Here is a 22017-nt window from a genome sequence, read left to right on the forward strand (position 1 = left end):
AGCCGGTTACGGTCCGGTCTGTCGCGTCCGCTCGCCGGACGGGCATTCCGCATATCGAACTCGGGGAGAACCATCGTGCGCGCCATCCGCCACCGCAGCCGGTCCATACCGGCCCTCGCCGCCCTCGCGGCGGCCGCCGTCGCCGCACCCGTCCTGCTGACCGCCACCCCGGCGTCCGCCCACCCGCGCGAGGGCCGGCTGGCCAAGGAACTGGTCGAGGAGGTCACCGCCCGCGGGGCCTACCGCCACCTGGCGAAGTTCCAGCAGATCGCCGACGCCAACGGCGGCAACCGCGCGGCGGGCACCCCGGGCCACGCGGCATCGGCCGCCTACGTCCACGACACCCTGAAGAAGGCCGGGTACGAGGTCTCCTACCAGGACTTCGACCTCTACGAGGCGCACACGAAGACGGAGAGGACCACCGTCCTGGCCGGCCTCGACGGAGCGCCGCGCGAGCTGCCCACCGCCGCCTTCACCTTCACCCGGTCCACGCCGGCGGGCGGCCTGGTCGCCCCGCTCGCCCTCGCCCGGGTCGACGAGAGCCCCGGCTGCACGGCCGACGACTACGCGAGCGGCACCTTCACCGGGAAGATCGCCCTGGTCAAGCGCGGCTCCTGCACCTTCGTGGAGAAGCAGAGGGCCGCCGCCGCGGCGGGCGCGCTCGGCGTGATCGTCTACAACCACAGCGGTACCACGCCGGTGCGCGGCGGGTTCTCCTCCCCGGACGAGGGGATCATCCCGAGCGCGGGCGTCAGCCTGGCCGACGGCGAGGCACTGGCCGCGGCCGCCGCGAAGGGCGAGGTCAAGGTGCGCCTGGACCTGGACCAGGAGCACGTGAAGAAGACCACCCGCAACGTGATCGCCGAGACCCGGGGCGGCCGCGCCGACCGCGTGGTCACCGTCGGCTCCCACCTGGACTCGGTCCCCGCGGGCCCCGGCATCAACGACAACGGCTCCGGCTCGGCCGGTCTGCTGGAGGTGGCCCTCAAGCTGGCCGACGAGGGCGCCAACAAGAAGGGCAAGGGCCCGGCGAACAAGGTCCGCTTCGCCTGGTGGTCGGCAGAGGAGCTCGGCCTGCTGGGCTCCGAGCACTACGTGGCACAGCTGTCCGAGCAGCAGAGGAAGGACATCGCGCTCTACCTGAACTTCGACATGATCGCTTCGCCGAACCCGGTGCAGTTCGTCTACGACGGCGACGACTCGGACAAGACCGGCGAGGGCGCCGGGCCGGCCGGCTCGGCGCAGATCGAGGCGCTCATCAACGGCTTCCTCGACAAGAAGCACAAGCCGCACGAGGGCAGTGACTTCGACGGCCGCTCCGACTACGGCCCGTTCATCGCGAACGGCATCCCGGCCGGCGGTACGTTCACCGGCGCCGAGGGCATCAAGACCGCCGAGCAGGCCGAGCGGTACGGCGGCACGGCCGGCGCCCCGTACGACCCGAACTACCACGGGGCGGGCGACACCCTGAAGAACGTGGACCTGAAGGCCTTCGACACCAACCTGGACGTCATCGCCCACGCGGTCGGCACGTACGCCCAGGACCTGAGCTCGCTGGGCAAGTAGCCGGCGGGCGCTGCCGAGGGGGGAACGGCGAAGGGGCGGGCGCCCGATGCGGGCGCCCGCCCCTCCGTCATGCGATCAGCCGGTCATCCGCTACGGGGTGACCTTCTCGATCTGGACGCTGCCGGTGCCGGCGGCGGTGCCGCGGGCGTTGAGCAGCTTGACCTCGCCGAAGAACTGACGGCCCTCGGGGGCCGGAGCGGCGGCGAGGACGTTCGCCGTGACGGTCGCCGAGGCGCCGTTGGCGAGGTTCACCGCGGCGCCCTCGTCGACCTGGACGGAGCCCAGGGCGGACGAGAAGTACACGTCGCGGTAGTTGAACGTGGTGGTGCCGGCCGGAACGGCGTAGCCGTCCACCTGGATGGTGTAGGTACCGGCGGCCGGGTTGAGCAGGGTCACGGCCTCCTCGGAGTCGCCGTCGGCGGAGGAGCCGACCTTCACGCCGTCCTTGAGGACGGTGAGGTCGAGGTCGGCACCGGTGTCGGAGACACCGCCGATGGCCACGTCCAGGCGGGAGACGCCCTCACCGATGGTGACGGTGCTGGTCTGGGTCTCGCCGTTCGCGATGGTCGGCTTGGCGACCTTCGCGGAGCCGAGCGGGCCGCCCTGGAGCTTGCCGCCGGAGATGGCGGCGGCCTCGTTCTTGATGGTCCACTGGACCGGGGCCGGGGTGCCCTGCTTCACCTCGGGCAGGACCTTGACCGCCGGGTCGAAGGCCGCGCCGAGCACGGAGACGTCCAGCTTGAACGGGTTGTCGAGCAGCGGCGACGTACGGCGCGACTCGACCTCGATCTCCCAGACGCCCGGCTGCGGGTTCGCGTACGAACGCAGGTCGGGGCGGCACTGGTTGGCCGGGTTGTCGTAGTTCGGGTAGCACTGCGTCGTCGCGCTGTCCTCGACGCCCACGCCGTACGGGTGGATCGAGATGAAGCGCGTCTGGCTGCCCGGGTTCAGGCCGCCGAGGGCGACCTCAAGGGACTTCGCGCCCTGCGGAACGGTCACGAAGTACGACTTGTGGCTGTTGCGCTGGACCGAGGAGGTGTCGGACATCGTGAACGACGGCTGCGCCAGCGGGGTGGAGGCGACGACCGTGGTCAGGATCTGCTTGTCGATGCCCTCGGTGGTCTCGTCGTCCAGCTGCAGGATGCCGCTGTGGACGCCGGCCGACTTCGGGTTGGCCTCGACCTTGATGGTGACCGGCTTGTTCAGCGGCAGCGTGACGTAGTCGTAGCCGCCGACGACCTTGAACGTGCCGTCGTTGTTGCGCCAGGTCAGGTCGTGGCGGGTGCCGTACTTGACGCCCGTGGTGCGGGTGACGACGACGTCGTAGACCTTCTTCTGGCCGACCTTGAGGCCGCCCTCGCGGTCGTAGAGGCCGGTGCCGAAGCCCGGGGTCTTCAGGAACTGGTCGATCGCGGTGTCGACCGGGGCCTTGACGGTGAACTCGTTGGCCTTGGCGCCGCGCTGGAGGGACTCCCACGCGTCGACGATGTTGATCAGGCCCGAGCCCTGGGCGTGCGCCGGGACGTCGGCGATCTTCTTCGCGGTGCTGGTGAGCGCCACGCGAAGGCTCGCCGGGGTGACCGTCAGGTGCTGCTGCTTGGCGGCCGAGAGCAGCAGGGCGCTGGCGCCCGTCGCCTGCGGCGAGGACATCGAGGTGCCCTGCAGCATCGAGTAACCGGCCGGCAGGTTGTAGCCGGCCTCCTTCACCGGGGAGCCGGGCAGCCAGGTCTGGGTGGTGTTGATGGCCGCGCCGGGGGCGGTGATGGTCGGCGTGAAGCCGCCATCCTCACGCGGACCGCGCGAGGAGAACGGGAACATGTCGTACTTCTTGGTCACGCCGGAGCCGTAGTTCGCGGCCCAGGTCTCCTTGGAGACCGCGGCACCCACGGAGATGACCTTGTCCGCGAGACCGGGGTCGCCGATGGTGTTGACGCCGGGACCCTCGTTGCCCGCCGAGATGACGAGCTGGACACCGTAGGTGTCGATGAGGTTCTTGTAGAGCTCGGCGCGGGCGTTGTTGCCGTCGTTCAGCGCCGGCAGACCGCCGATGGACATGTTGACGATGTCCACGCCGCGGTTGACGACGAGGTCGATCATGCCCTCGGTCAGCGCGACGTTGGTGCAGCCGCCCGACCAGGAGCAGGCGCGCGAGGAGACGATCTTCGCGCCGGGCGCCTCGCCGTTCATCTTGCCGCCGAAGAGGCTGTTGGCGGCGGTGATGCCGGCGACGTGCGTGCCGTGCTCGGACTCGATGATGCCGATGTTGACGAAGTCGGCCTTCTTGCCGACCCAGTCCCCGCCCAGCGGGTCCATCGGGACGTCCTTGCGGATCTGGATCACGAACGGGATGCGCTCGGCGACGTCGGTCGCCGGGTTGTCCGTGCCGAAGTAGCCGATCTGGTAGCCGTCCTTGTACGGCTTCATCGGCTCGTTGTTCGTGAAGTCGCCGTCCTGGTCGGTGTCGACGCGGACGGTGCCGGCGGCGGCGTCGTAGAGCATGCCGAACCGGTCGGTGGTGTCACCGTCGCGGTTGACGTCGCCCTTCGCGTCACCGGTGGCGGTGATCGACTCGCTGAACCGGCTCCACTGGTACGAGCCCTCCGGGGCCTTCCAGCTCTGACCGCCGGCGCTGAAGGTGCCGCCCGTGGCCGTGACCGGGGTGATCTGGGCGCGCCAGGTGGCGTCGTTGTCCGTGATCGGGTCGGTCGCGGTGACCCAGTCGACGATCTTGCGCTCGCCGGTGGTGGTCTTCTGGAGCGCCGGGTGGCCGAGGTCGACGCCCGAGTCCAGGATGCCGATGGTCACGCCGCGGCCGTCGGCCTGCGGGTTCTTGGCGACGAAGTCCACCGCGCCCGTCTCGAAGGACGGGTTGTACGGGTTCTTCGCGGGGGTGTTCTTGTCCGGCCCCGGGTAGGTCTCGGAGGCGGTCTTCCTCGCCGCCCCCGCGTCCTTGCCCGCGTCGGGACGCGGGTCCGAGAGCTGGATCTCGTGCTTGAGGTCCAGGGCGTGCACCGAGGACAGCTTCGCGGCCGCCTTCAGGGCGGCCTCGGCCTTGGCGGTCGGCAGCGTGGCGCGCACGTAGCCGAGCTTGTCGTTCGTCTGGCCGACCGAGGCGCCCTGGACCGCACCGAGCTGGTCGGCGACCTGCTTGGTCTGGCCGGGAGCGGTGGCCACCATGACGGTGACGGTCGCGTCGCCCTTGGCCTTGGCCGCCTGGAGCAGTTCGGCGTCGGCCGAGCCGATCTTCTCGTCGGCGGACTTGACGGCCGGGGTCGTGCCCGGGGTGCCGGCGGGGCCGGTCGCCGCGAACGCGGGCATCGCGCCCGCGGTCGCCAGTGCGGCGACCAGGCCGGCCGCGGCCGCGACGCGCGCGACGCGTCTGGCCCCGGATATGGAGCTGGGGGATTCGAGGGTCATCAGCATCCCTGGATAAGTGAAAGATACGGTCCGGATTTCGGTGCCGGATGACCGGTCAGCTTTGCGCAATCGACCGCTCTTTGGGGAGGCTTGTCATTGACCGAGACCTGACATGGCGGACTCTCGCCAGATCACGTCATGCGCCATCGAGGCCGTACCGGGGCGTACTCGTACGAATCACAGGGTCTGAAGAGTTGCTTTGTCGACTTCCCGACCTCTTTGCGAGGAGGGTCCGAAGTCCCGTCTCAGGTCGGGTGTGACAACTTCCGGGCCGTCAGCGCACGCGCGTGCGCGCGTAGTGCCGCGAGGCCTTCGCCCGGTTTCCGCACACGGACATGGAGCACCAACGCCGGGTGCCGTTGCGCGAGGTGTCGTGGAAGTGCAGCACGCACGACTCGGAAGCGCAGGTGCGGATCCGCTCGGGTGCCGAACCCAGCAGGTCCAGGTAGTCGCGGGCGGCCGTCCAGGCCGGACCCCAGGTCGGGTCCTCGAACTCGGCGCGTTCGCCCGGGCCTTCGGCGGTCAAGGTCACCCGGACCCGTCCGTGCTCCAGGACGGCGTCGATCAGCGCGCGCGCACTCTCGTCCGCCGGGTCCGCGACCGCACGGGCGAGCGCCTCGCGGGCGGTCAGCAGGTGGACGAGGGTGGCGGCGTCGGCGCGGAAACGGTCGGCCAGGCCGGTGCTGCGCAGCCAGATCGCGAGCCCCTCGACCCGGGTCAGCCCGAAGGCGCCGGCGAAGAGGTCGGTGAGCACACCCTCACGCATCCAGCGCGTGTTCAGCAGGTCCAGGGAGACCGGTTCGCCCGTCAGGGGCCGGGGGTCCGCCGCCTCTGTAGCCATCTCGCAGCTCCTTTGCGCCCGCCTGCTAACCCCTCAAGGTTACGTGACCGGTTGACGCTTCTCGATCTAACCCATAAGGTCGATTTAGAAGGTTAGATCGATCTGCATCGCCGAACCGATGGAAGGGGGCAGCCGTGACGGCTGTCATCAGCAAGCTGCGCACCGGGCACGTGGGCCTGAACGTCACCGACCTCACCCGCTCGCTCGCCTTCTATGAAGGAGCCCTCGGGTTCGAACTGCTCGGCGAGGGCAAGGAGGAGGGCCGCCGCTTCGCCTTCCTCGGGCAGGACGGTGAGCTCGTCCTCACGCTCTGGCAGCAGGCCGGCGCCGCGTACGCCCCGGCCGCGGCCGGACTGCACCACCTGGCGCTCTCCGCGGCCACCATCGGCGAGGTCCGCGCGTACGAGGAGCGGCTGCGCGGGCTGGGCGTGGATTTCGCGTACGAGGGGGTCGTCGCCCATGGAGAGGGCAGGGCCTCCGGCGGGATCTTCTTCCACGACCCCGACGGCACCCGCCTGGAGATCTCGGCGCCGGCCGGCGCCGAAGAGGCACCCGCCCCCACGTCGGGGGCTCCGACCTGCGGGTTCTTCTAGGCGCTCAGGCAGGAGGCGGCATCATGGAGCGGTACCACCAGGGCTCGCTGGCCGTGCAGGAACGCGTCGGCGTGCGCGAGCTGGCCGATCACGTCGGCCGTTCGATCGGCACGGGGATCAAGGACGTCGCCGCGGCCTTCCTCGCCCTGCAGCCGCACCTCGTCGTCGGCGCCGCCGACGGGGCGGGCGCGCTGTGGGCCTCGCTGCTCACCGGCACGCCCGGATTCGTACGGGCCACCGGGCCGCACCGGATGGCGGTCCGCGGCGGACTGCCGGCCGGGGATCCCCTCGACGGGGCGCTGGCCACGCCGGGCACCCGGGTCGGCACCCTCTCCCTCGACCCGCGCACCCGGCGCCGGATGCGGCTGAACGGGACCTTGGAGGTGACGGCCGGCGGGTTCGCCGTCGAGGCCGCGCAGGTCTTCGCCAACTGCCCCAAGTACCTCCAGAAGCGGCAGCCGCTGGAGCTGGTCGCGGAAGGGCCCGGTGTCGTGCGGCGCGGGGGCGCGCTCACCCCCGACCAGGAGCGGGCCGTCCGCGCCGCCGACACCTTCTTCATCGCCACCACCGCCGGGGACCGTGCCGACGCCAGCCACCGCGGAGGGATGCCGGGCTTCGTCGAGGTGCTCTCGCCGGTCGAGCTGTCCTGGCCGGACTACCCGGGCAACGCGATGTTCCTGACCCTGGGCAACCTGGCCACCGATCCGCGGGCCGGGCTGCTCTTCCCGGACTGGGAGAGCGGAGCGGTACTCCAGCTCAGCGGCAGCGCCCGGACCGAGTACGGGCCCGATGGCAGCCGGAGCATCCGCTTCCGCGTCGAGTCTGTGGTGGAGGGCCTGCACCCCGGGCGGCTGCGCTGGAGCGCCCCGGAGTACTCGCCGGCCAATCCGGCGCTGCCGCCTCACCGCGGGAGTACGACCAGGTAGGCGGCGGGCTCGCGGTCGGCGGAGGCCGTCAGTGCGGTCCGGACCACCGCGGCCTGCTGCTCGGGCCAGTCGCGCAGCTTGCGCGGGGTGATGTACACGACGGTCACGCCGAGCCGCTCCAGCGTCTCCCGCTTGCGGACGGCCTCCGAGAACTGCTCGTCCTCGCCCTGCCGGGGTGCGCGGGTGTCGATCTCGACGGCGACGGCCTGGTCGGGCCAGTATGCGTCGACCCCGCCGAGGTGCGGGCCGCCGGGCAGCCGCAGGTCCACGTTCCACACCGGCTCGGGGAGCTCGTAGCCCCGTACGAGCTGGTACAGCCGGTCCTCGGCGATGGCCCGGCCCTCCGCGAGCAGGGACTCGACGGCGTCCACGACGTGGGGCCGGTTCAGCAGCCGGGCCACCGTCAGCTCCCGTACCACGGCGGCGGGTTCGCAGTGCCCGCTGCGCACCGCCTCGCTGAGCAGGCGGCGTACGGTGCCCGCGTCGGAGAGCCGGCCGACCGCGTCGGCCAGCGCCCGGGCCACCGGGGCCACGGGCAGCCCGGTCACCTGCTGCGGACGCGGCGGGGTGTGCGTCCGTACGATCCGGACGGCGTCGACCGAGCGGAGCCGGCGGGTGTGGGGCACCAGCACGTCGATCTGCGTCAGGGCGAGCAGCGCGGGGGCGGAGGCGAACCGGTACAGCGCGAGGGCCGCGAGCCCGGTGATCATGGCCTCGCCGCCGCGGCGGCCGGCGTACAGCAGGGCGGCGTGCAGGCGCTCCTCGCTGGTCGCGGCGCCGGGGTGGAGGAGGAAGATTCCGGGCAGGATCTCCTGCCAGGGCCGCTCGGCGGCCTCGGAGGCGCTGACGCCGTGCTCGCGGAGCTGGGTGAGGCTCATCACGCGGGGGCTGCTGCCGGTGAGGTGGGCGAGGGGGAGGGGCGCGTTGTGGTTCATGCGGCGGAGATTCCCGCCCGCACCGGCCCCGCTAACCCCTGTTACACGCCCGTCGACAAATCCGGACAAGACCGCACTAAAGTACGGCCGTTCGAATGCCGATAGCGTCGTTCGCATCCGCCGGCGGGGCCGGACCGCCCACAGGGGGTCCGGCCCCGCCGGCAGGTGGCTACACGGCCGCGGCGGCCGCGTCGCAGGCCTGCGCGCGCAGCGCCCGGGCCAGGTCGTCACGGGCCTCCAGCACCAGACGGCGCAGCGCCGGAGCGGCGTCGGCGTGCGCGGAGAGCCAGGCGTCGGTGGCGGCCAGCGTCGACTCCGAGTCCTCCAGCGAGGGATACATCCCCTTCACCACGTGCATGGCGATCTGGATCGACCGGTCCGCCCAGATCCGCTCGATCACCTCGAAGTAGCGTCCCGCGTACGGCGCCAGCAGGGCCCGCTGCGAAGGCTGCTGCATCCCCGCGATCGTCGCCTCCACCAGTGCGTTCGACAGCGCGTCCGACTCGACGACCGCCGCCCATGCCTGGTCCTTGACCGCTGCGGAGGGCCGCGCCGCCAGGCAGCGCACCTGGTGACGCTTGCCCGACGCCGTGTCGTCGCGCGCCAGTTCGGCCGCCAGCACGGCCTCGTCCACCGCTCCGTGCGCGGCCAGCGGCAGCAGGAAGTCCCACCGCAGCTCCTGGTCCACCTCCAGCCCGTCGATCCGCGCCGAACCGTCCAGCAGGCCCAGCAGCAGCTGGAAGTCGCCCTCCGTCGCCGCGCCCGCCGCGAAGAAGCGGGCCCAGGTCAGCTGGTGCTCCGAGCCCGGCTCGGACATCCGCAGCTCCTGCAGCGCGACCGCCGACAGGGCCCGGCCGCCCTGCTCGCGCCAGTCGGCCGCGGCGTAGTGCGTGACCGCGGCCAGTGCCTGCGAGTGCAGCATCTGGAGCACGCCGACGTCGCTCTCGCGGCCGGCGTGGGCCAGCACCATCGAGATGAAGTCGCGCGCCGGCATCAGCCCGTCGCGCGTCAGGTTCCACAGCGCCGACCAGCACAGCGCCCGCGCCAGCGGGTCCACCACGCTCCCGAGCCGCTCGCGCAGCGTCGCCAGCGAGCCCTCGTCGAAGCGCATCTTGCAGTACGTGAGGTCGTCGTCGTTGACCAGCACCAGATCGGGCCGCTCCTGCCCGGCCAGCTCGGCCACGACCGTCGAGGCCCCGGCCACGTCCGCCTCGGCCCGCGCGTAGCGGACCAGCGCGGCGTCCTCCAGCCGGTACAGGCCGACCGCGACCCGGTGCGGGCGCCCCGCCGACGGAGTCGGCTGACCGGGCAGGGCCTCGCTCTCCTGGACCACGGTCAGCTCGGTCACCCGGCCGCCCGCGTCGTACGTCACCACCGGCGTCAGCACGTTCACGCCGGCCGTCTGCAGCCAGGCCCGCGACCACTCGGCCATGTCCCGCCCGGAGACCTCGCCGAGCACCGACAGCAGGTCGTCGAGCGTGGTGTTCCCGTACGCGTTGGCCTTGAAGTAGCGCCGTGCGCCCTCCAGGAAGGCGTCCCGCCCCACGTACGCGACGAGCTGCTTGAGCACCGCGGCGCCCTTGGCGTACGTGATGCCGTCGAAGTTGAGCTTCGCGTCCTCCAGGTCACGGATGTCGGCCGTGATCGGGTGGGTGGAGGGGAGCTGGTCGGCCCGGTACGCCCACGCCTTGCGGTTGTTGGCGAACGTCACCCACGCCTGGTCGAAGCGGGTCGCCTCCACCTGCGAGAAGGAGCCCATGAAGTCCGCGAAGGACTCCTTCAGCCACAGGTCGTCCCACCACTTCATGGTGACGAGGTCGCCGAACCACATGTGGGCCATCTCGTGCAGGATCGTGTTGCAGCGCCGCTCGTACGCCGCCCGCGTCACCTTGCCGCGGAAGATGTACTCCTCGCGGAAGGTCACCATCCCCGGGTTCTCCATCGCGCCCAGGTTGTACTCGGGCACGAAGGCCTGGTCGTACTTCCCGAACGGGTACGGGTAGTCGAAGTGCTCATGGAAGAAGTCGAAGCCCTGCTTGGTGACCAGGAAGACGTCGTCCGCGTCGAAGTGCTTGGCCAGCCCCTTGCGGCACATCGCGCCCAGCGGGATCGTCAGGTCCCCGCGGGTGTAGGTGTCCGTCACGTAGTGGTACGGGCCCGCCACCACGCAGGTGATGTACGTGGAGATCGGCGCGGTCTCGGCGAAGCGCCAGGTCTGGCCCTCCCGTCGCCCACCACCACCCTTCTGAGGAAGCGCTTCGCGCTCAGCCTTGCTGCGGGACTCCTCGGCCCCGTTGCTCCAGACGTGCCAGCCCTCCGGCGCGGTCACCTCGAAGCGGTACGGGGCCTTCAGGTCGGGCTGCTCGAAGTTCGCGTACACGCGGCGGGCGTCGGCCGGCTCGTACTGCGTGTAGAGGTAGACCTCGCCGTCCTCCGGGTCGACGAAGCGGTGCATGCCCTCGCCCGTCCGGCTGTACGCGCAGTTCGCGTCCACCACCAGGACGTTCTCGGAGGCCAGACCGGCCAGGGCGATCCGCGCCCCGTCGAAGACGGCGGCCGGGTCCAGCTCCTGCCCGTTGAGGGTGACGGAGTTCACCGACGGGGCGACGAGGTCCGCGAAGGTGGCCGAACCGGGGGCGGCGGCCCGGAAGCGGATCGTGGTCACCGAGCGGAAGGTCCGGGGGCCCTCTGCCGGTTCGGCCTCGTCCACGGCGGACCTCAGGTCGAGGACCACCTCGTACCCGTCGACGGACAGCAGCTCGGCCCGCTCGCGGGCCTCGTCACGGGACAGATTCTCTCCGGGCACGTGCACTCCTTCGTGCGTGATCGCGATACCTGACGGAATCCTCGCACGGGGGAATGCGCCGGGGCCCGGCCTGGTTGGCGAGGGGGAACACGACCAGTGATGCACACAGCGATTCGAGGAGAGACATGGCCGACACCCAGGTGCGCGAGAAGACCCCGGTCGACTTCTGGTTCGACCCGCTCTGCCCCTGGGCCTGGATGACGTCCCGCTGGATGCTGGAGGTCGAGAAGGTCCGCGACGTCGAGGTGCGCTGGCACGTGATGAGCCTCGCCGTCCTGAACGAGAACAAGCTCGACGAGCTGCCCGAGCGCTACCGCGAGCTGCTCGGCCCCAAGGGCTGGGCGCCGGTCCGCGTGGTCGTCGCGGCCCAGCAGAAGCACGGTGAGGAGATCACCGGCAAGCTCTACACCGCGCTCGGCACCCGGATCCACAACGAGGACAAGGGCGCGACCCGCGAGGTCATCGCCGAGGCGCTGGAAGAGGTCGGCCTGCCGGCCGAGCTGCTCGCCTACGCCGACTCCGACGAGTACGACCAGGTGCTGCGCGACTCCCACAACGACGGCATCGAGCGCGTCGGCCAGGAGGTCGGCACCCCGGTGATCTCCGTCCCCGGCGCCGAGGGCGACGAGGTGGCCTTCTTCGGCCCGGTCGTCACCCCGACCCCGCGCGGCGAGTCCGCCGCCCGGCTGTGGGACGGCACCCTGCTGGTCGCCTCCACCCCCGGCTTCTACGAGATCAAGCGGACCCGCACCAAGGGCCCGTCCTTCGAGTAGGCCCGCCGGTAGGCCGATGCGCCGACGCACACAGAAGACCCCCGCAAGTCACGTCCTTGCGGGGGTCTTCCGTTGGACACGCCCGCACGCGAAGGTTGAGAAGACGATCACGAGTCGGACGGGCTCGGTGGGGCCGTGATCAGCCCTTGGCGGGGATCAGCAGCGGGGTGTTCGCCTTGGCGTCGGTGTAGCGCCTGGCCACGTCCTGCCAGTTGACGACGTTCCACATGGCCTCGATGAAGTCCACCTTCTGGTTCTTGTACTGAAGGTAGAAGGCGTGCTCCCAGGCGTCGAAGACCAGGATCGGGGTGCTGGCCACGCCCACGTTGCCCTGGTGGTCGTAGACCTGCTCGACGACCAGGCGGCCGCTGACGGGCTCGTACGCGAGCACGCCCCAGCCGGAGCCCTGCGTCGCGGAGGACGCGAAGGTCAGCTGCTTCTTGAACTTCGCGAACGAGCCGAAGGACTCGGTGATCGCGTCGGCCAGGTCGCCGAGCCCGTCGGCCGCGGTGGGCTCGCCGCCGCCCTCGCCGGTCTTCGGGCTGGCCATGTTGTGCCAGTAGATGCTGTGCAGGATGTGACCGGAGAGGTGGAAGGCCAGGTTCTTCTCCAGGCCGTTCAGCGCACCCCAGTTCTCCTTGTCCCGGGCCTCCGCCAGCTGCTCCAGCGTGTTGTTCGCGCCGGTGACGTAAGCCGCGTGGTGCTTGTCGTGGTGCAGCTCGATGATCTGCGGGTTGATCACCGGCTCCAGCGCCGCGTAGTCGTACGGAAGCTCAGGAAGCGTGTAGATGGCCATACGTGTTATCCGGTCCCCTCAGCGTGCCAACTGCTTATTGCAATCAATGCGCAACTGCACGCTAGCAGTATCTATTCCGGTGATCACGTAAGGGTCACCTCTGTAAAACGCCGGTGGGCCCCGTGCGCACGCACGGGGCCCACCTGGGTTCGGGGGCGTGTCAGCGGGTGGCCGCCGCCCGCCGCTGCATCACGTACCCGGTCACCGCGAGGGCGACGGTCAGGCCTGCGGTGAACGCCACCTGGACCCGGGTGTCCTGGTCGAGCACCATCAGGACCAGCACCCCGGCCACACCGGCCAGCGCCACCCAGGTCAGGTACGGGAAGCCCCACATCTTCACGACCAGCTTGTCCGGGGCCTCCCGCTCCAGCCGGCGCCGCAGCACGAACTGCGAGACGGCGATGAAGCCCCAGACGACGAGGATGACCCCGCCGACCATGTTCAGCAGCCAGGCGAACAGGGTGTCCGGGTACCAGTAGGACAGCAGCACGGTGACGAAGCCGAACCCGCAGGAGGCGAGCACCGCGCGGCGCGGCACCCGGCCGCTGACCTTGCCCAGCGCCTTCGGGCCCTGGCCGCGCGAGACGAGCGAGTAGGCCATGCGCGAGGAGCCGTAGATGTTGGCGTTCATCGCCGACAGCAGGGCGATCAGGATGACCACGTTCATGATCTCGCCGGCGGCCGGGATCCCGAGGTGGTTCAGGGCGGCCGCGTACGGGCCCTGCTCGGTCACCGCCGGATCGTTCCACGGCAGCAGCGTGACGATGACCAGCATGGAGCCGACGTACACGATCGCGATCCGCCACATGGTGGTCTTCACGGCTCGGGCCACGCCCCTGACCGGGTCCTGCGACTCGGCCGCCGCGATGGTCACCGTCTCCAGGCCGCCGTACGCGACGACCGAGGCGAGCAGTCCGACCAGCAGGCCGTCCATGCCGTTGGGCAGGAACCCGCCGTCGTGCAGCAGGTTGGCGGCGCCGGGGGAGGAGGTGCCCGGCAGCAGGCCCAGGACGGCCAGTACGCCCAGGCCCAGGAAGAGCGCGATCGCACCGATCTTGAGGGCGGCGAACCAGAACTCGAACTCGCCGAAGTTGGAGACGGCGGCCAGGTTGGTGCCGCAGAACAGCGCCATGAAGGCCAGCACCCACATCCAGGACGGGGTGCCCGGGAACCAGCCGGTCATGATGTGCGCCGCGCCGATCGCCTCGATCGCCACGCCCACGCACAGCAGGGTCCAGAACATCCAGCCGGCGGTGAACCCGGCCCAGGGGCCGATCGCGCGGTCCGCGTGGACGGAGAAGGAGCCGGAGGCGGGGTTGGCGGCGGACATCTCGCCGAGCATCCGCATCACGAACATCACGAGCAGACCGGATGCGGCGTACGCGATCACGATCGAGGGACCCGCGGCGGCGACGCCGGCGCCGGAGCCGACGAAGAGGCCGGCGCCGATGACCCCGCCGAGGGCGATCATCGAAAGGTGGCGCTGCTTGAGGCCGTTGCCGAGGGGGGATCCGCCGTCGGCCGAGGAGGGTGCCTCCTGGGTGCGGGGTGCGGTGGATGTCTGGCTCATGAAGGTGTGGCCTGTCCGGTGTGCGGGTGGACGGGAGGAAGTGCCCCAGTCTCGCCCTTGTCCGATCATCGGACGTCAGGCGTCCGCTATTCGGACAACGGGATGACCTTCGGTGATCACCCCCGTACGCTCGCGACACGACACCAAGACGCGGCAGGGGGCCGAATGGACCACGTCATAAGGGAATTGGCGGCGACGGGCCGGGGCGTACTGGTCACCGGGGCCTCCCGCGGCATCGGGCGGGCCGTCGCCACCGCCTTCGCCCGTCAGGGCGACCGGGTCGCCGTGCACTGCACCGCCCGCCGGGCGGACGCCGAGCGGACCCTCGCAGAGCTGCCCGGGGAGGGCCACGTCCTGCTCACCGGCGACCTCGCCGACCCCGCGCAGGTGGCGGACCTGGCCGCTGCGGCCGAGGAGGCGCTGGGCGGTGTGGACGTGCTGGTCAACAACGCCGCCGTCATGGTCGCGCACCCGCTGCCCACCACCTCGTACGCCGATTGGCAGGCGGCCTGGCAGCAGACCGCCGCGGTCAACCTGTTCGGCGCCGCCAACCTCGTGCACTGCGTCGCCCGCCGCATGATCGACGGCGGCCGCGCGGGCCGCGTCGTCAACATCGGCTCGCGCGGAGCCTTCCGCGGTGAGCCCGACCACCCGGCGTACGGCGCCACCAAGGCGGCCCTGCACGCCCTCGGCCAGTCCCTCGCCGTCTCCCTGGCCCCGCACGGCATCGCGGTCGCGGCCGTCGCACCCGGCTTCGTGGCCACCGAACGGGTCGCCGGCCGGCTCGAAGGGGAGGAGGGGATGCGCATCCGCGCCCAGAGCCCCTTCGGCCGGGTCGGCACCCCCGAGGAGGTCGCCGCCGCGGTCCTCCACCTCGCCTCGCCGGCGGCGGCCTGGAGCTCGGGCACCGTCCTCGACGTCAACGGCGCCTCCTACCTGCGGACCTGACGGCCCCGAACGCCGGGCGGGCCCCCGCCGCCTTCCGGCGCGGGGGCCCGCTCCTTCGCCACCGCCGCGGGATCAGGCGCGCCGGGCCCTGATCTCGCGTACCCACGCCACCACGAGGACGGCCGCGGCCGCACCCGAGGACCACAGCAACTGCGGCCGCGCCGAGTCGTCGAACAGCATCAGCACCAGCACCGCCGCCATGCCGAGCAGCGCCGCCCACGTCAGGTACGGGAAGCACCACATCCGCAGGGTGAGGCGCTCCGGCATGTCCCGCTCCAGCATCCGCCGCAGCTTCAGCTCCGAGACGGCGATCAGCGCCCACACGAACAGCAGCACCGCGCCGACCGCGTTGAGCATGTAGAGGAAGACCGTGTCCGGCCACAGCAGGTTCAGCACCACCGAGACGAAGCCGAAGGCCACCGAGGCGAACACGGCCCGCCGCGGCACCCCGCCGCCGGACACCTTCAGCAGCGCCTTGGGCGCCTCGCCGCGCTCGGCCAGCGAGAACACCATGCGCGAGGAGCCGTACAGGTTGGCGTTGAGCGCCGAGAGCAGCGCCACGAACACCACGATGTTCATGATCTGGCCGGCCGCCGGGATGCCGATGGAGTCCAGGACGGCGACGTACGGGCTCTGCCCCGGCTCCAGCGAGTCCCACGGCAGCAGGGTCACGATGACGATCATCGAGCCGACGTAGAAGAAGAGGATGCGCCACACGGCGCTGCGCACCGCGCGGGCCACGGACTTGGCCGGGTCGTCGGACTCGGCGGCCGCGATGGTGACGACCTCCAGGCCGCCGAAGGCGAAGATGACGGCGAGCATGCCGGCGACCACCCCGCCGAAGCCCTCGGGGAAGAATCCGCCCTGGCCGGTGAGGTTGGCCATGCCGATGGGGTCCGTGTCCGGCAGCAGGCCGAAGATCGCGAGCGTGCCGAGGATCAGGAAGAGGACGATCGCGCCGACCTTCAGGGCCGCGAACCAGAACTCGAACTCGCCGAAGTTCTTCACGGCGGCCAGGTTGCTCACCGTGAAGACCACCATGAAGACCAGCACCCAGACCCACTGGTCGACCGAGGGCAGCCAGCCGTTCGCGATCTTCGCCGCACCGGTGGCCTCCACCGCCAGCACCACGACCAGCAGGAACCAGTAGAGCCAGCCCGCCGAGAACCCGGCCCAGCGCCCCAGCGCCCGCTCCGCGTACACGGAGAAGGAGCCGGAGGCGGGCATCGCCGCCGACATCTCGCCGAGCGCGCGCATCACCAGCATGGCGAGGGCGCCCGCGAGCAGGTACGAGCAGATGATCGCCGGGCCGGCGATGCCGATGCCGGCGCCGGAGCCGACGAAGAGCCCGGCGCCGATCACGCCGCCGAGGCCCAGCATGGTCAGGTGGCGCTGCTTGAGGCTGTGGCTGAGGGGTTCCGCCGGGAACTCGGGCCCGGTGGGAGGCTGGGATCCGGGCCGGCCTGCTGGGGGACTGGTGGGCAAGCGGTCGCGCATGAGTGGATGCTCGTACTCTCGTGCTCGGCAGCGGCGGTGGGGGCTCCGCAGTCGGATTGGCGGGACCCTACAGTCTCGCCGGACGGCGCCCATCCGCGCAAAACGGACGTGTTGTCTGAATCTGGCTCGTGACGCGGATCACTCCCCCCGGGGTGTGATCCGGCCTCTTTGTGCACTCCCCACCAAAGCGGTGAGCAGGGCTTTGTCCCGGCCGGAGGTGGGGCGGCGCCCGGCCGCGCACTAGCGTCGGTGATCGTCCCGTCACCCTCACTCCGCGGAGCCTCCGATGAGCACTGCTTCCGTCTCCTTCCGCCCCGGCGCCGTCCTGGCCGACCTGCTGCCCGCGAGCCGCGTCCGCGACATCGCGCTCGTCGTCGGCGGAGCCGCGCTCACCGGCCTCGCCGCGCAGGTCTCCGTGCCCGTTCCCGGCTCCCCGGTCCCGGTCACCGGTCAGACCTTCGCGGCCCTGCTCGTCGGCACCGCGTTCGGCGCCCGCCGCGGCTTCCTCTCCCTCGCCCTGTACGCGCTCGCCGGTATGGCGGGCGTGCCGTGGTTCGCGGGCGGCACCTCCGGCGCGGGCGGCGCCTCGTTCGGCTACGTGCTCGGCATGCTCCTCGCCGCCACCGTCGTGGGGGCGCTGGCCCGCCGCGGCGCCGACCGCTCGGTCCTCCGTACGGCGGGCACCATGGCGCTGGGCTCGGCCCTGATCTACGCCGTGGGCGTGCCGTACCTGGCGCTGTCCACCGGGATGTCCTTCGGCGCGGCCGTCGCGGCGGGCCTGACCCCGTTCCTGATCGGCGACGCGCTCAAGGCGGCGCTGGCGATGGGCCTGCTGCCCGCCGCCTGGAAGCTGGCCGGCCGCAAGTAGCGGCCCTCGCCCTCCGTACGACGCAGCTCGTACAGGCAGCCCGTACGACGCAGCCCCGGACCACGCGTGGTGGTCCGGGGCTGCGTCGTAGGGCGGCGGATCAGACGCGCTCGGCGGCCTTGCGGCGCACGTCGCGCACCACGCCGATGACCAGCACGACGGCGGCGACCAGCAGCGACAGCGTGACCGTCTCGCGGTTGTCCTTGTCGTAGACCATGTAGCCCAGGACGAAGGTGATCATCGCGGCGGTGGCCCAGGTCAGGTACGGGAAGAGCCACATCTTGACCGTCAGCTTGTCCGGGGCCTCGCGCACCAGGATCTTGCGCATGCGCAGCTGGGTCAGGCAGATGACCAGCCACACGAAGAGCGCGATCGCACCCGAGGAGTTCAGCAGGAAGCTGAAGACCGTGTCCGGGGAGGTGTAGTTGAAGTAGACGGCGGCGAAGCCGAAGACCACCGAGCCCAGGATCGCGGCCGTGGGCACGCCCCTCTTGTTGACCTTGGCGAAGACCTTGGGCGCGTCACCGCGCTCGCCCAGCGAGAACGCCATGCGGGAAGCCGTGTACATGCCCGAGTTCAGGCAGGACAGCACGGCGGTCAGGACGATCACGTTCATGATCTGGCCGGCGTGCGCGATGCCGATGGAGTCCAGGGCGGCGACGTAGGAGCCCTTGTCGACGATCGACTTGTCGTTCCACGGCAGCAGGGTGAGGACGATGAAGATCGAGCCCAGGTAGAAGACGCCGATGCGCCAGATCACCGAGTTGGTGGCCTTGGTGACCGCGCGGCGCGGGTCCTCGGACTCGCCGGCCGCCAGGGTGACGATCTCGCTGCCCATGAAGGAGAAGACGACCATCAGCACACCGGTGAGGATGGAACCCCAGCCGTTGGGCATGAACCCGCCGGCGTCGGTGAGGTGGGCGAAGCCCGCGCCCGGGTTGTCCGAGCCCGGCAGCACGCCGAAGACGGCGAGCATGCCGACGATGACGAAGGCGCCGATGGCGACGACCTTGATGCCGGCGAACCAGAACTCGAACTCGCCGTAGGAGGAGACGGAGCCGAGGTTCGTGAGCGTCAGGACCGCCATCACGATCAGGGCCCAGCCCCACTGCGGGACGGCCGGGATCCAGCCTTCGAGGATCTTCGCACCGGCGGTCGCCTCCACGGCGAGCACGACGACCCAGAAGAACCAGTACAGCCAGCCGATGGAGAAGCCGGCCCAGCGGCCGAGCGCGCGGTCGGCGTACGCGGAGAACGAGCCGGAGTTCGGGCTGGCGGCGGCCATCTCGCCCAGCATCCGCATCACGAAGACGACCATCGCGCCGACGAGGAGGTACGAGATCAGGATGGCGGGTCCGGCCTTGGCGATGCCGCCACCGGAGCCGACGAAGAGACCGGCGCCGATGACGCCGCCAATGGCGATCATGGACAGGTGGCGGTTCTTGAGACCGGCCTTCAGACCGTCGGAGGGCTGCGTGTCGCCGGAGTTACCGGACGGGTCGCCTGCCTTCTGAAGGGTCGTCGTGGAGCTCATGGACGGATCCTTAGGTTCTCGGGTTGCGAGCCCGGGCATTCAAACCTGAGATGAACGCAGGACGGAAGACCTCAGTCCGGATCGTTGCTTTGGGACGAACGTCCAAGTCCTGGGTCCCGCCGTGTCCCATCTGCGTTCTTTGGGTTTACTTGAGCTTTAGAAGTGACTTACGCGACACCCTGCCGCGGTCCGCGGGGGGTGCCCGTGCCACACTCGTCCCATGCGCGTGTACCTCGGATCCGACCATGCCGGCTTTGAGCTCAAGAACCACCTGGTGGACTGGCTCAAGAACAACGGCCACGAGCCCGTCGACTGCGGGCCCCACATCTACGACGCGGTGGACGACTACCCGCCGTTCTGCCTGCGCGCCGCGGAGAAGACCGCAGCGGACGCCGACAGCCTCGGCATCGTCATCGGCGGCTCCGGCAACGGCGAGCAGATCGCCGCGAACAAGGTCAAGGGCGTCCGCGCCATCCTGGCCTGGAGCGTCGAGACCGCGAAGCTGGGCCGTGAGCACAACAACGCCAACGTGATCTCCGTCGGCGGCCGCATGCACACGCAGGACGAGGCCGTCTCCTTCATCGAGGCCTTCCTGGCGACTCCGTACTCCGGCGAGGAGCGCCACACCCGCCGCATCGACATGCTCTCCGCGTACGAGAAGACCGGCGAGCTCCCCCCGATCCCGGCCCACCACCCGCAGGGCTGATCCTCCGCTCCACCGTGCCGCCGTGGCTACCGGGCCCGGCGGCACGGCTGTTTCCCCGTCTCCGTCCCCCGTCCTGCCCGATTTCCCGTCCTCCCCGTCCGGGTTCCGCCGAAGGAGCAGCACAGTGCCTGAGGGGCATACGATCCACCGCCTCGCGGAGGACCACCTCGACCGGTTCGCCGGCCGGGCGGTACGGGTCAGCAGCCCGCAGGGCCGCTTCGCCGAGAGCGCGGCCCTGCTCGACGGCCGGGTGTTCGACGGCGTGGACGCGCACGGCAAGCACCTCTTCCTCGGCTTCCGGGGCGGTGACTGGATCCACGTCCACCTGGGCCTCTTCGGGAAGTACGCGCTGGGGACGGCCCCGGCCGCCGCGCCCACCGACACCGTCCGGCTGCGCATCGCCGACGACGCGCACTACTCCGACCTGCGCGGGCCCACCACGTGCGCGCTGATCACGGACGCCGAGAAGAAGGCGATACACGAGCGGCTCGGCCCCGACCCGCTGCGCCGGTCCGACGATCCGGACCGCGCCTGGAAGCGGATCTCCCGCTCCCGCACCACCGTCGCCGCCCTGCTCATGGACCAGAAGGTGATCGCGGGCGTCGGCAACGTCTACCGCGCCGAGGTCCTCTTCCGGCACGGCGTCGACCCGTACCGGCTGGGCAAGGACCTCACGCGCGGCGAGTGGGACGCGATGTGGGCGGACCTGGCGGCCCTGATGCGCGAGGGCGTACGGAACAACCGGATCGACACGGTCCGCGACGAGCACCTGCCCGAGGCCATGGGCCGCCCGCCGCGTGTCGACGACCACGGCGGCGAGGTGTACGTCTACCGCAGGGCGAACATGCCCTGCCACATCTGCGGGACCGAGGTCCGCACCGCCGACCTGGCGGCGCGGAACCTCTTCTGGTGCCCGTCCTGTCAGACCCGCTGAGGCGGCTGGGGCCGCTGAGGCGGCTGGGGCCGACGGAGCCGGCCGGGGCTCAGAACCCGTGCGGGAGCCAGGGGGCCACATCGGCGGCGAAGGCCCGCGAGGCCTCCACCAGGGCCCCCGGGCGCAGCTCCCGCACCCGGCCGGCCGCCGCCAGCGAGGTCAGCGTGACCCCGCCGAGGTACGCCGCGCCCAGCTCCTGCGTCGACAGCTCCAGGTCCGCCGGGTCCGCGGTCCGGGTGCAGGCGACCGCGCCCTGAGCGTCGCGGACCAGCCGCCACCGCCCCTCGTTCCACGGGCAGAACGCGTCCTCGACCTCCATCACCACGTCCAGCGGAGCCGCGTACGCCCGCGCCTCCAGGGCCGCCGGGAGGTCCACCAGCCGCAGGTGCAGCGAGTCGCGCACGTTCGGGCGCGAGCGCCGGACGTCACTGACCAGGTGGAGCAGCGGATCGTCCGCGGGCCGCCTGCCCGCCCGTACGGTCGCGGTCAGGTCGATCTCGAACAGGTAGCGCCAGAGCGCCGCCGTCGTCGCCGGGTCCAGCGCGTCGAGGTCGGCCACCTCGACCTTGCCTTCCCACCCGTGGTCGTACACGGGCTTGACCCGGTAGCGGGCGTACCCGGCGACCTCGCCGTCCGCCCGCTCCGCCACCACGCACTTGAGCGGCGAGGCGCCCTCGCGCATCGACTCCGGGTCCAGCAGGGACAACCGCTCCCAGCCCGGCTGCCGCGCCGGCATGCCGGGCCGACGGGAGACCAGCTCCGCGTACACCTGCTCGCACTCCGGCAGGGCCTTCTCCGGATCGGCGAGCCGCAGCCGCACCTCGTCCGTCCCCGGCGGCACCGTGAGCCGCACGCGGGTGGTGTCGACGGTCAGGGAAAGGGCGTATGTCGCGATGCCGTAACCGAAACGCCCGTAGATCGCCGACTCCGAGGCCGTCAGCACGGCGATCGGCTCGCCACCCGCCCGGACGTCGTCGAGCTGGCGGCGCATCATCGACGTGAGCACCCCGCGGCGGCGGTGCGTGGGCGCGACGCCCACCATCGTGACCCCGGCCGCCGGCACCAGGGCACCACCCGGCACCGACAGCCGGAAGGAGAAGGCGCCGGCCGAGCCGACGCAGTTCCCGCCGTCCCAGACGCCCAGCGAGCGGCCGGGCTCCGTCAAGGACTTGTAAAGTTCCCGCTCCTGGGGAGACTCCGGCACTCCGCCGAACGCCAGTTCCAGGTGGTCGTACCAGACATCCCACTCATCAGCCTGCAATACGCGCATCTCAAGAGCCATACGCCCATCCTTACCAGGGCATTCC

General features: G+C 71.1%; 17 protein-coding genes. 8 read left to right on the forward strand and 9 right to left on the reverse strand.

All coding sequences use genetic code 11. The features are described 5' to 3' along the window. Positions 1 to 75 precede the first annotated feature (75 nt). Complete coding sequence (locus CP980_RS21945) at positions 76 to 1566, forward strand: M28 family metallopeptidase (RefSeq protein ID WP_150528893.1); 1491 nt, start codon at positions 76 to 78, stop codon at positions 1564 to 1566. A gap of 90 nt (positions 1567 to 1656) precedes the next feature. On the opposite strand, the gene CP980_RS21950 is transcribed toward CP980_RS21945, so the two are convergent. Next, a complete protein-coding gene (locus CP980_RS21950) occupies positions 1657 to 4983 on the reverse strand; it encodes a S8 family serine peptidase (RefSeq protein ID WP_150528894.1) in 3327 nt (1108 codons plus the stop codon). Between the two features lie 274 nt (positions 4984 to 5257). Further along, on the reverse strand, positions 5258 to 5824 hold the full coding sequence (locus CP980_RS21955; protein WP_150528895.1) for a CGNR zinc finger domain-containing protein: 567 nt from the start codon (positions 5822 to 5824) through the stop codon (positions 5258 to 5260). 134 nt (positions 5825 to 5958) lie between these two features. Between CP980_RS21955 and CP980_RS21960 the strand changes: the two genes are divergently transcribed. Further along, complete coding sequence (locus tag CP980_RS21960; protein ID WP_180291120.1) at positions 5959 to 6417, forward strand: VOC family protein; 459 nt, start codon at positions 5959 to 5961, stop codon at positions 6415 to 6417. Positions 6418 to 6440: 23 nt separating this feature from the next. After that, positions 6441 to 7343, forward strand: coding sequence for a PNPOx family protein (locus CP980_RS21965; RefSeq protein ID WP_150528896.1), 903 nt, complete (start codon positions 6441 to 6443; stop codon positions 7341 to 7343). Here the strand turns inward: CP980_RS21965 and CP980_RS21970 are convergent. After that, positions 7319 to 8278: a hypothetical protein gene (locus tag CP980_RS21970; protein ID WP_150528897.1), complete on the reverse strand. Its 960-nt coding sequence runs from the start codon at positions 8276 to 8278 to the stop codon at positions 7319 to 7321. The genes CP980_RS21965 and CP980_RS21970 overlap by 25 nt on opposite strands. A 169-nt stretch (positions 8279 to 8447) precedes the next feature. Further along, a complete protein-coding gene (gene pepN, locus CP980_RS21975) occupies positions 8448 to 11084 on the reverse strand; it encodes an aminopeptidase N (RefSeq protein WP_150528898.1) in 2637 nt (878 codons plus the stop codon). A 125-nt stretch (positions 11085 to 11209) separates the two neighbouring features. Between pepN and CP980_RS21980 the strand changes: the two genes are divergently transcribed. Beyond that, a complete protein-coding gene (locus CP980_RS21980; RefSeq protein WP_132755198.1) occupies positions 11210 to 11857 on the forward strand; it encodes a mycothiol-dependent nitroreductase Rv2466c family protein in 648 nt (215 codons plus the stop codon). Between the two features lie 139 nt (positions 11858 to 11996). Here the strand turns inward: CP980_RS21980 and CP980_RS21985 are convergent, their stop codons facing one another. Both CP980_RS21985 and CP980_RS21990 read right to left on the reverse strand, forming a co-directional pair. After that, positions 11997 to 12653 carry a superoxide dismutase gene (locus CP980_RS21985; protein WP_099892332.1) on the reverse strand — a complete coding sequence of 219 codons (657 nt, stop codon included), beginning with the start codon at positions 12651 to 12653 and terminating at the stop codon, positions 11997 to 11999. 160 nt (positions 12654 to 12813) lie between these two features. Beyond that, positions 12814 to 14223 carry an amino acid permease gene (locus CP980_RS21990; RefSeq protein WP_150528899.1) on the reverse strand — a complete coding sequence of 470 codons (1410 nt, stop codon included), beginning with the start codon at positions 14221 to 14223 and terminating at the stop codon, positions 12814 to 12816. A 165-nt stretch (positions 14224 to 14388) separates the two neighbouring features. Here CP980_RS21990 and CP980_RS21995 point away from each other — a divergent pair, with 165 nt between their 5' ends. Continuing rightward, a complete protein-coding gene (locus tag CP980_RS21995; RefSeq protein WP_150528900.1) occupies positions 14389 to 15171 on the forward strand; it encodes an SDR family NAD(P)-dependent oxidoreductase in 783 nt (260 codons plus the stop codon). Between the two features lie 72 nt (positions 15172 to 15243). Here the strand turns inward: CP980_RS21995 and CP980_RS22000 are convergent, their stop codons facing one another. Next, positions 15244 to 16668: an amino acid permease gene (locus CP980_RS22000; protein ID WP_229907073.1), complete on the reverse strand. Its 1425-nt coding sequence runs from the start codon at positions 16666 to 16668 to the stop codon at positions 15244 to 15246. 286 nt (positions 16669 to 16954) lie between these two features. Between CP980_RS22000 and CP980_RS22005 the strand changes: the two genes are divergently transcribed. Beyond that, a complete protein-coding gene (locus CP980_RS22005) occupies positions 16955 to 17536 on the forward strand; it encodes a biotin transporter BioY (RefSeq protein ID WP_132755205.1) in 582 nt (193 codons plus the stop codon). A 100-nt stretch (positions 17537 to 17636) separates the two neighbouring features. Here CP980_RS22005 and CP980_RS22010 read toward each other — a convergent pair whose 3' ends face one another. Next, positions 17637 to 19070: an amino acid permease gene (locus CP980_RS22010; protein ID WP_132755207.1), complete on the reverse strand. Its 1434-nt coding sequence runs from the start codon at positions 19068 to 19070 to the stop codon at positions 17637 to 17639. Between the two features lie 220 nt (positions 19071 to 19290). Between CP980_RS22010 and CP980_RS22015 the strand changes: the two genes are divergently transcribed. Continuing rightward, positions 19291 to 19776 (forward strand): ribose-5-phosphate isomerase, encoded by a 486-nt coding sequence (locus CP980_RS22015; protein ID WP_132755209.1) that lies wholly within the window; start codon positions 19291 to 19293, stop codon positions 19774 to 19776. A 124-nt stretch (positions 19777 to 19900) separates the two neighbouring features. After that, positions 19901 to 20710 (forward strand): Fpg/Nei family DNA glycosylase, encoded by an 810-nt coding sequence (locus CP980_RS22020; protein ID WP_132755211.1) that lies wholly within the window; start codon positions 19901 to 19903, stop codon positions 20708 to 20710. Positions 20711 to 20759: 49 nt separating this feature from the next. On the opposite strand, the gene CP980_RS22025 is transcribed toward CP980_RS22020, so the two are convergent. Further along, positions 20760 to 21992: a GNAT family N-acetyltransferase gene (locus tag CP980_RS22025; RefSeq protein WP_150528901.1), complete on the reverse strand. Its 1233-nt coding sequence runs from the start codon at positions 21990 to 21992 to the stop codon at positions 20760 to 20762. Between the last annotated feature and the right edge of the window lie 25 nt (positions 21993 to 22017).

It is taken from the genome of Streptomyces vinaceus (assembly GCF_008704935.1).
GTDB lineage: Bacteria > Actinomycetota > Actinomycetes > Streptomycetales > Streptomycetaceae > Streptomyces > Streptomyces vinaceus.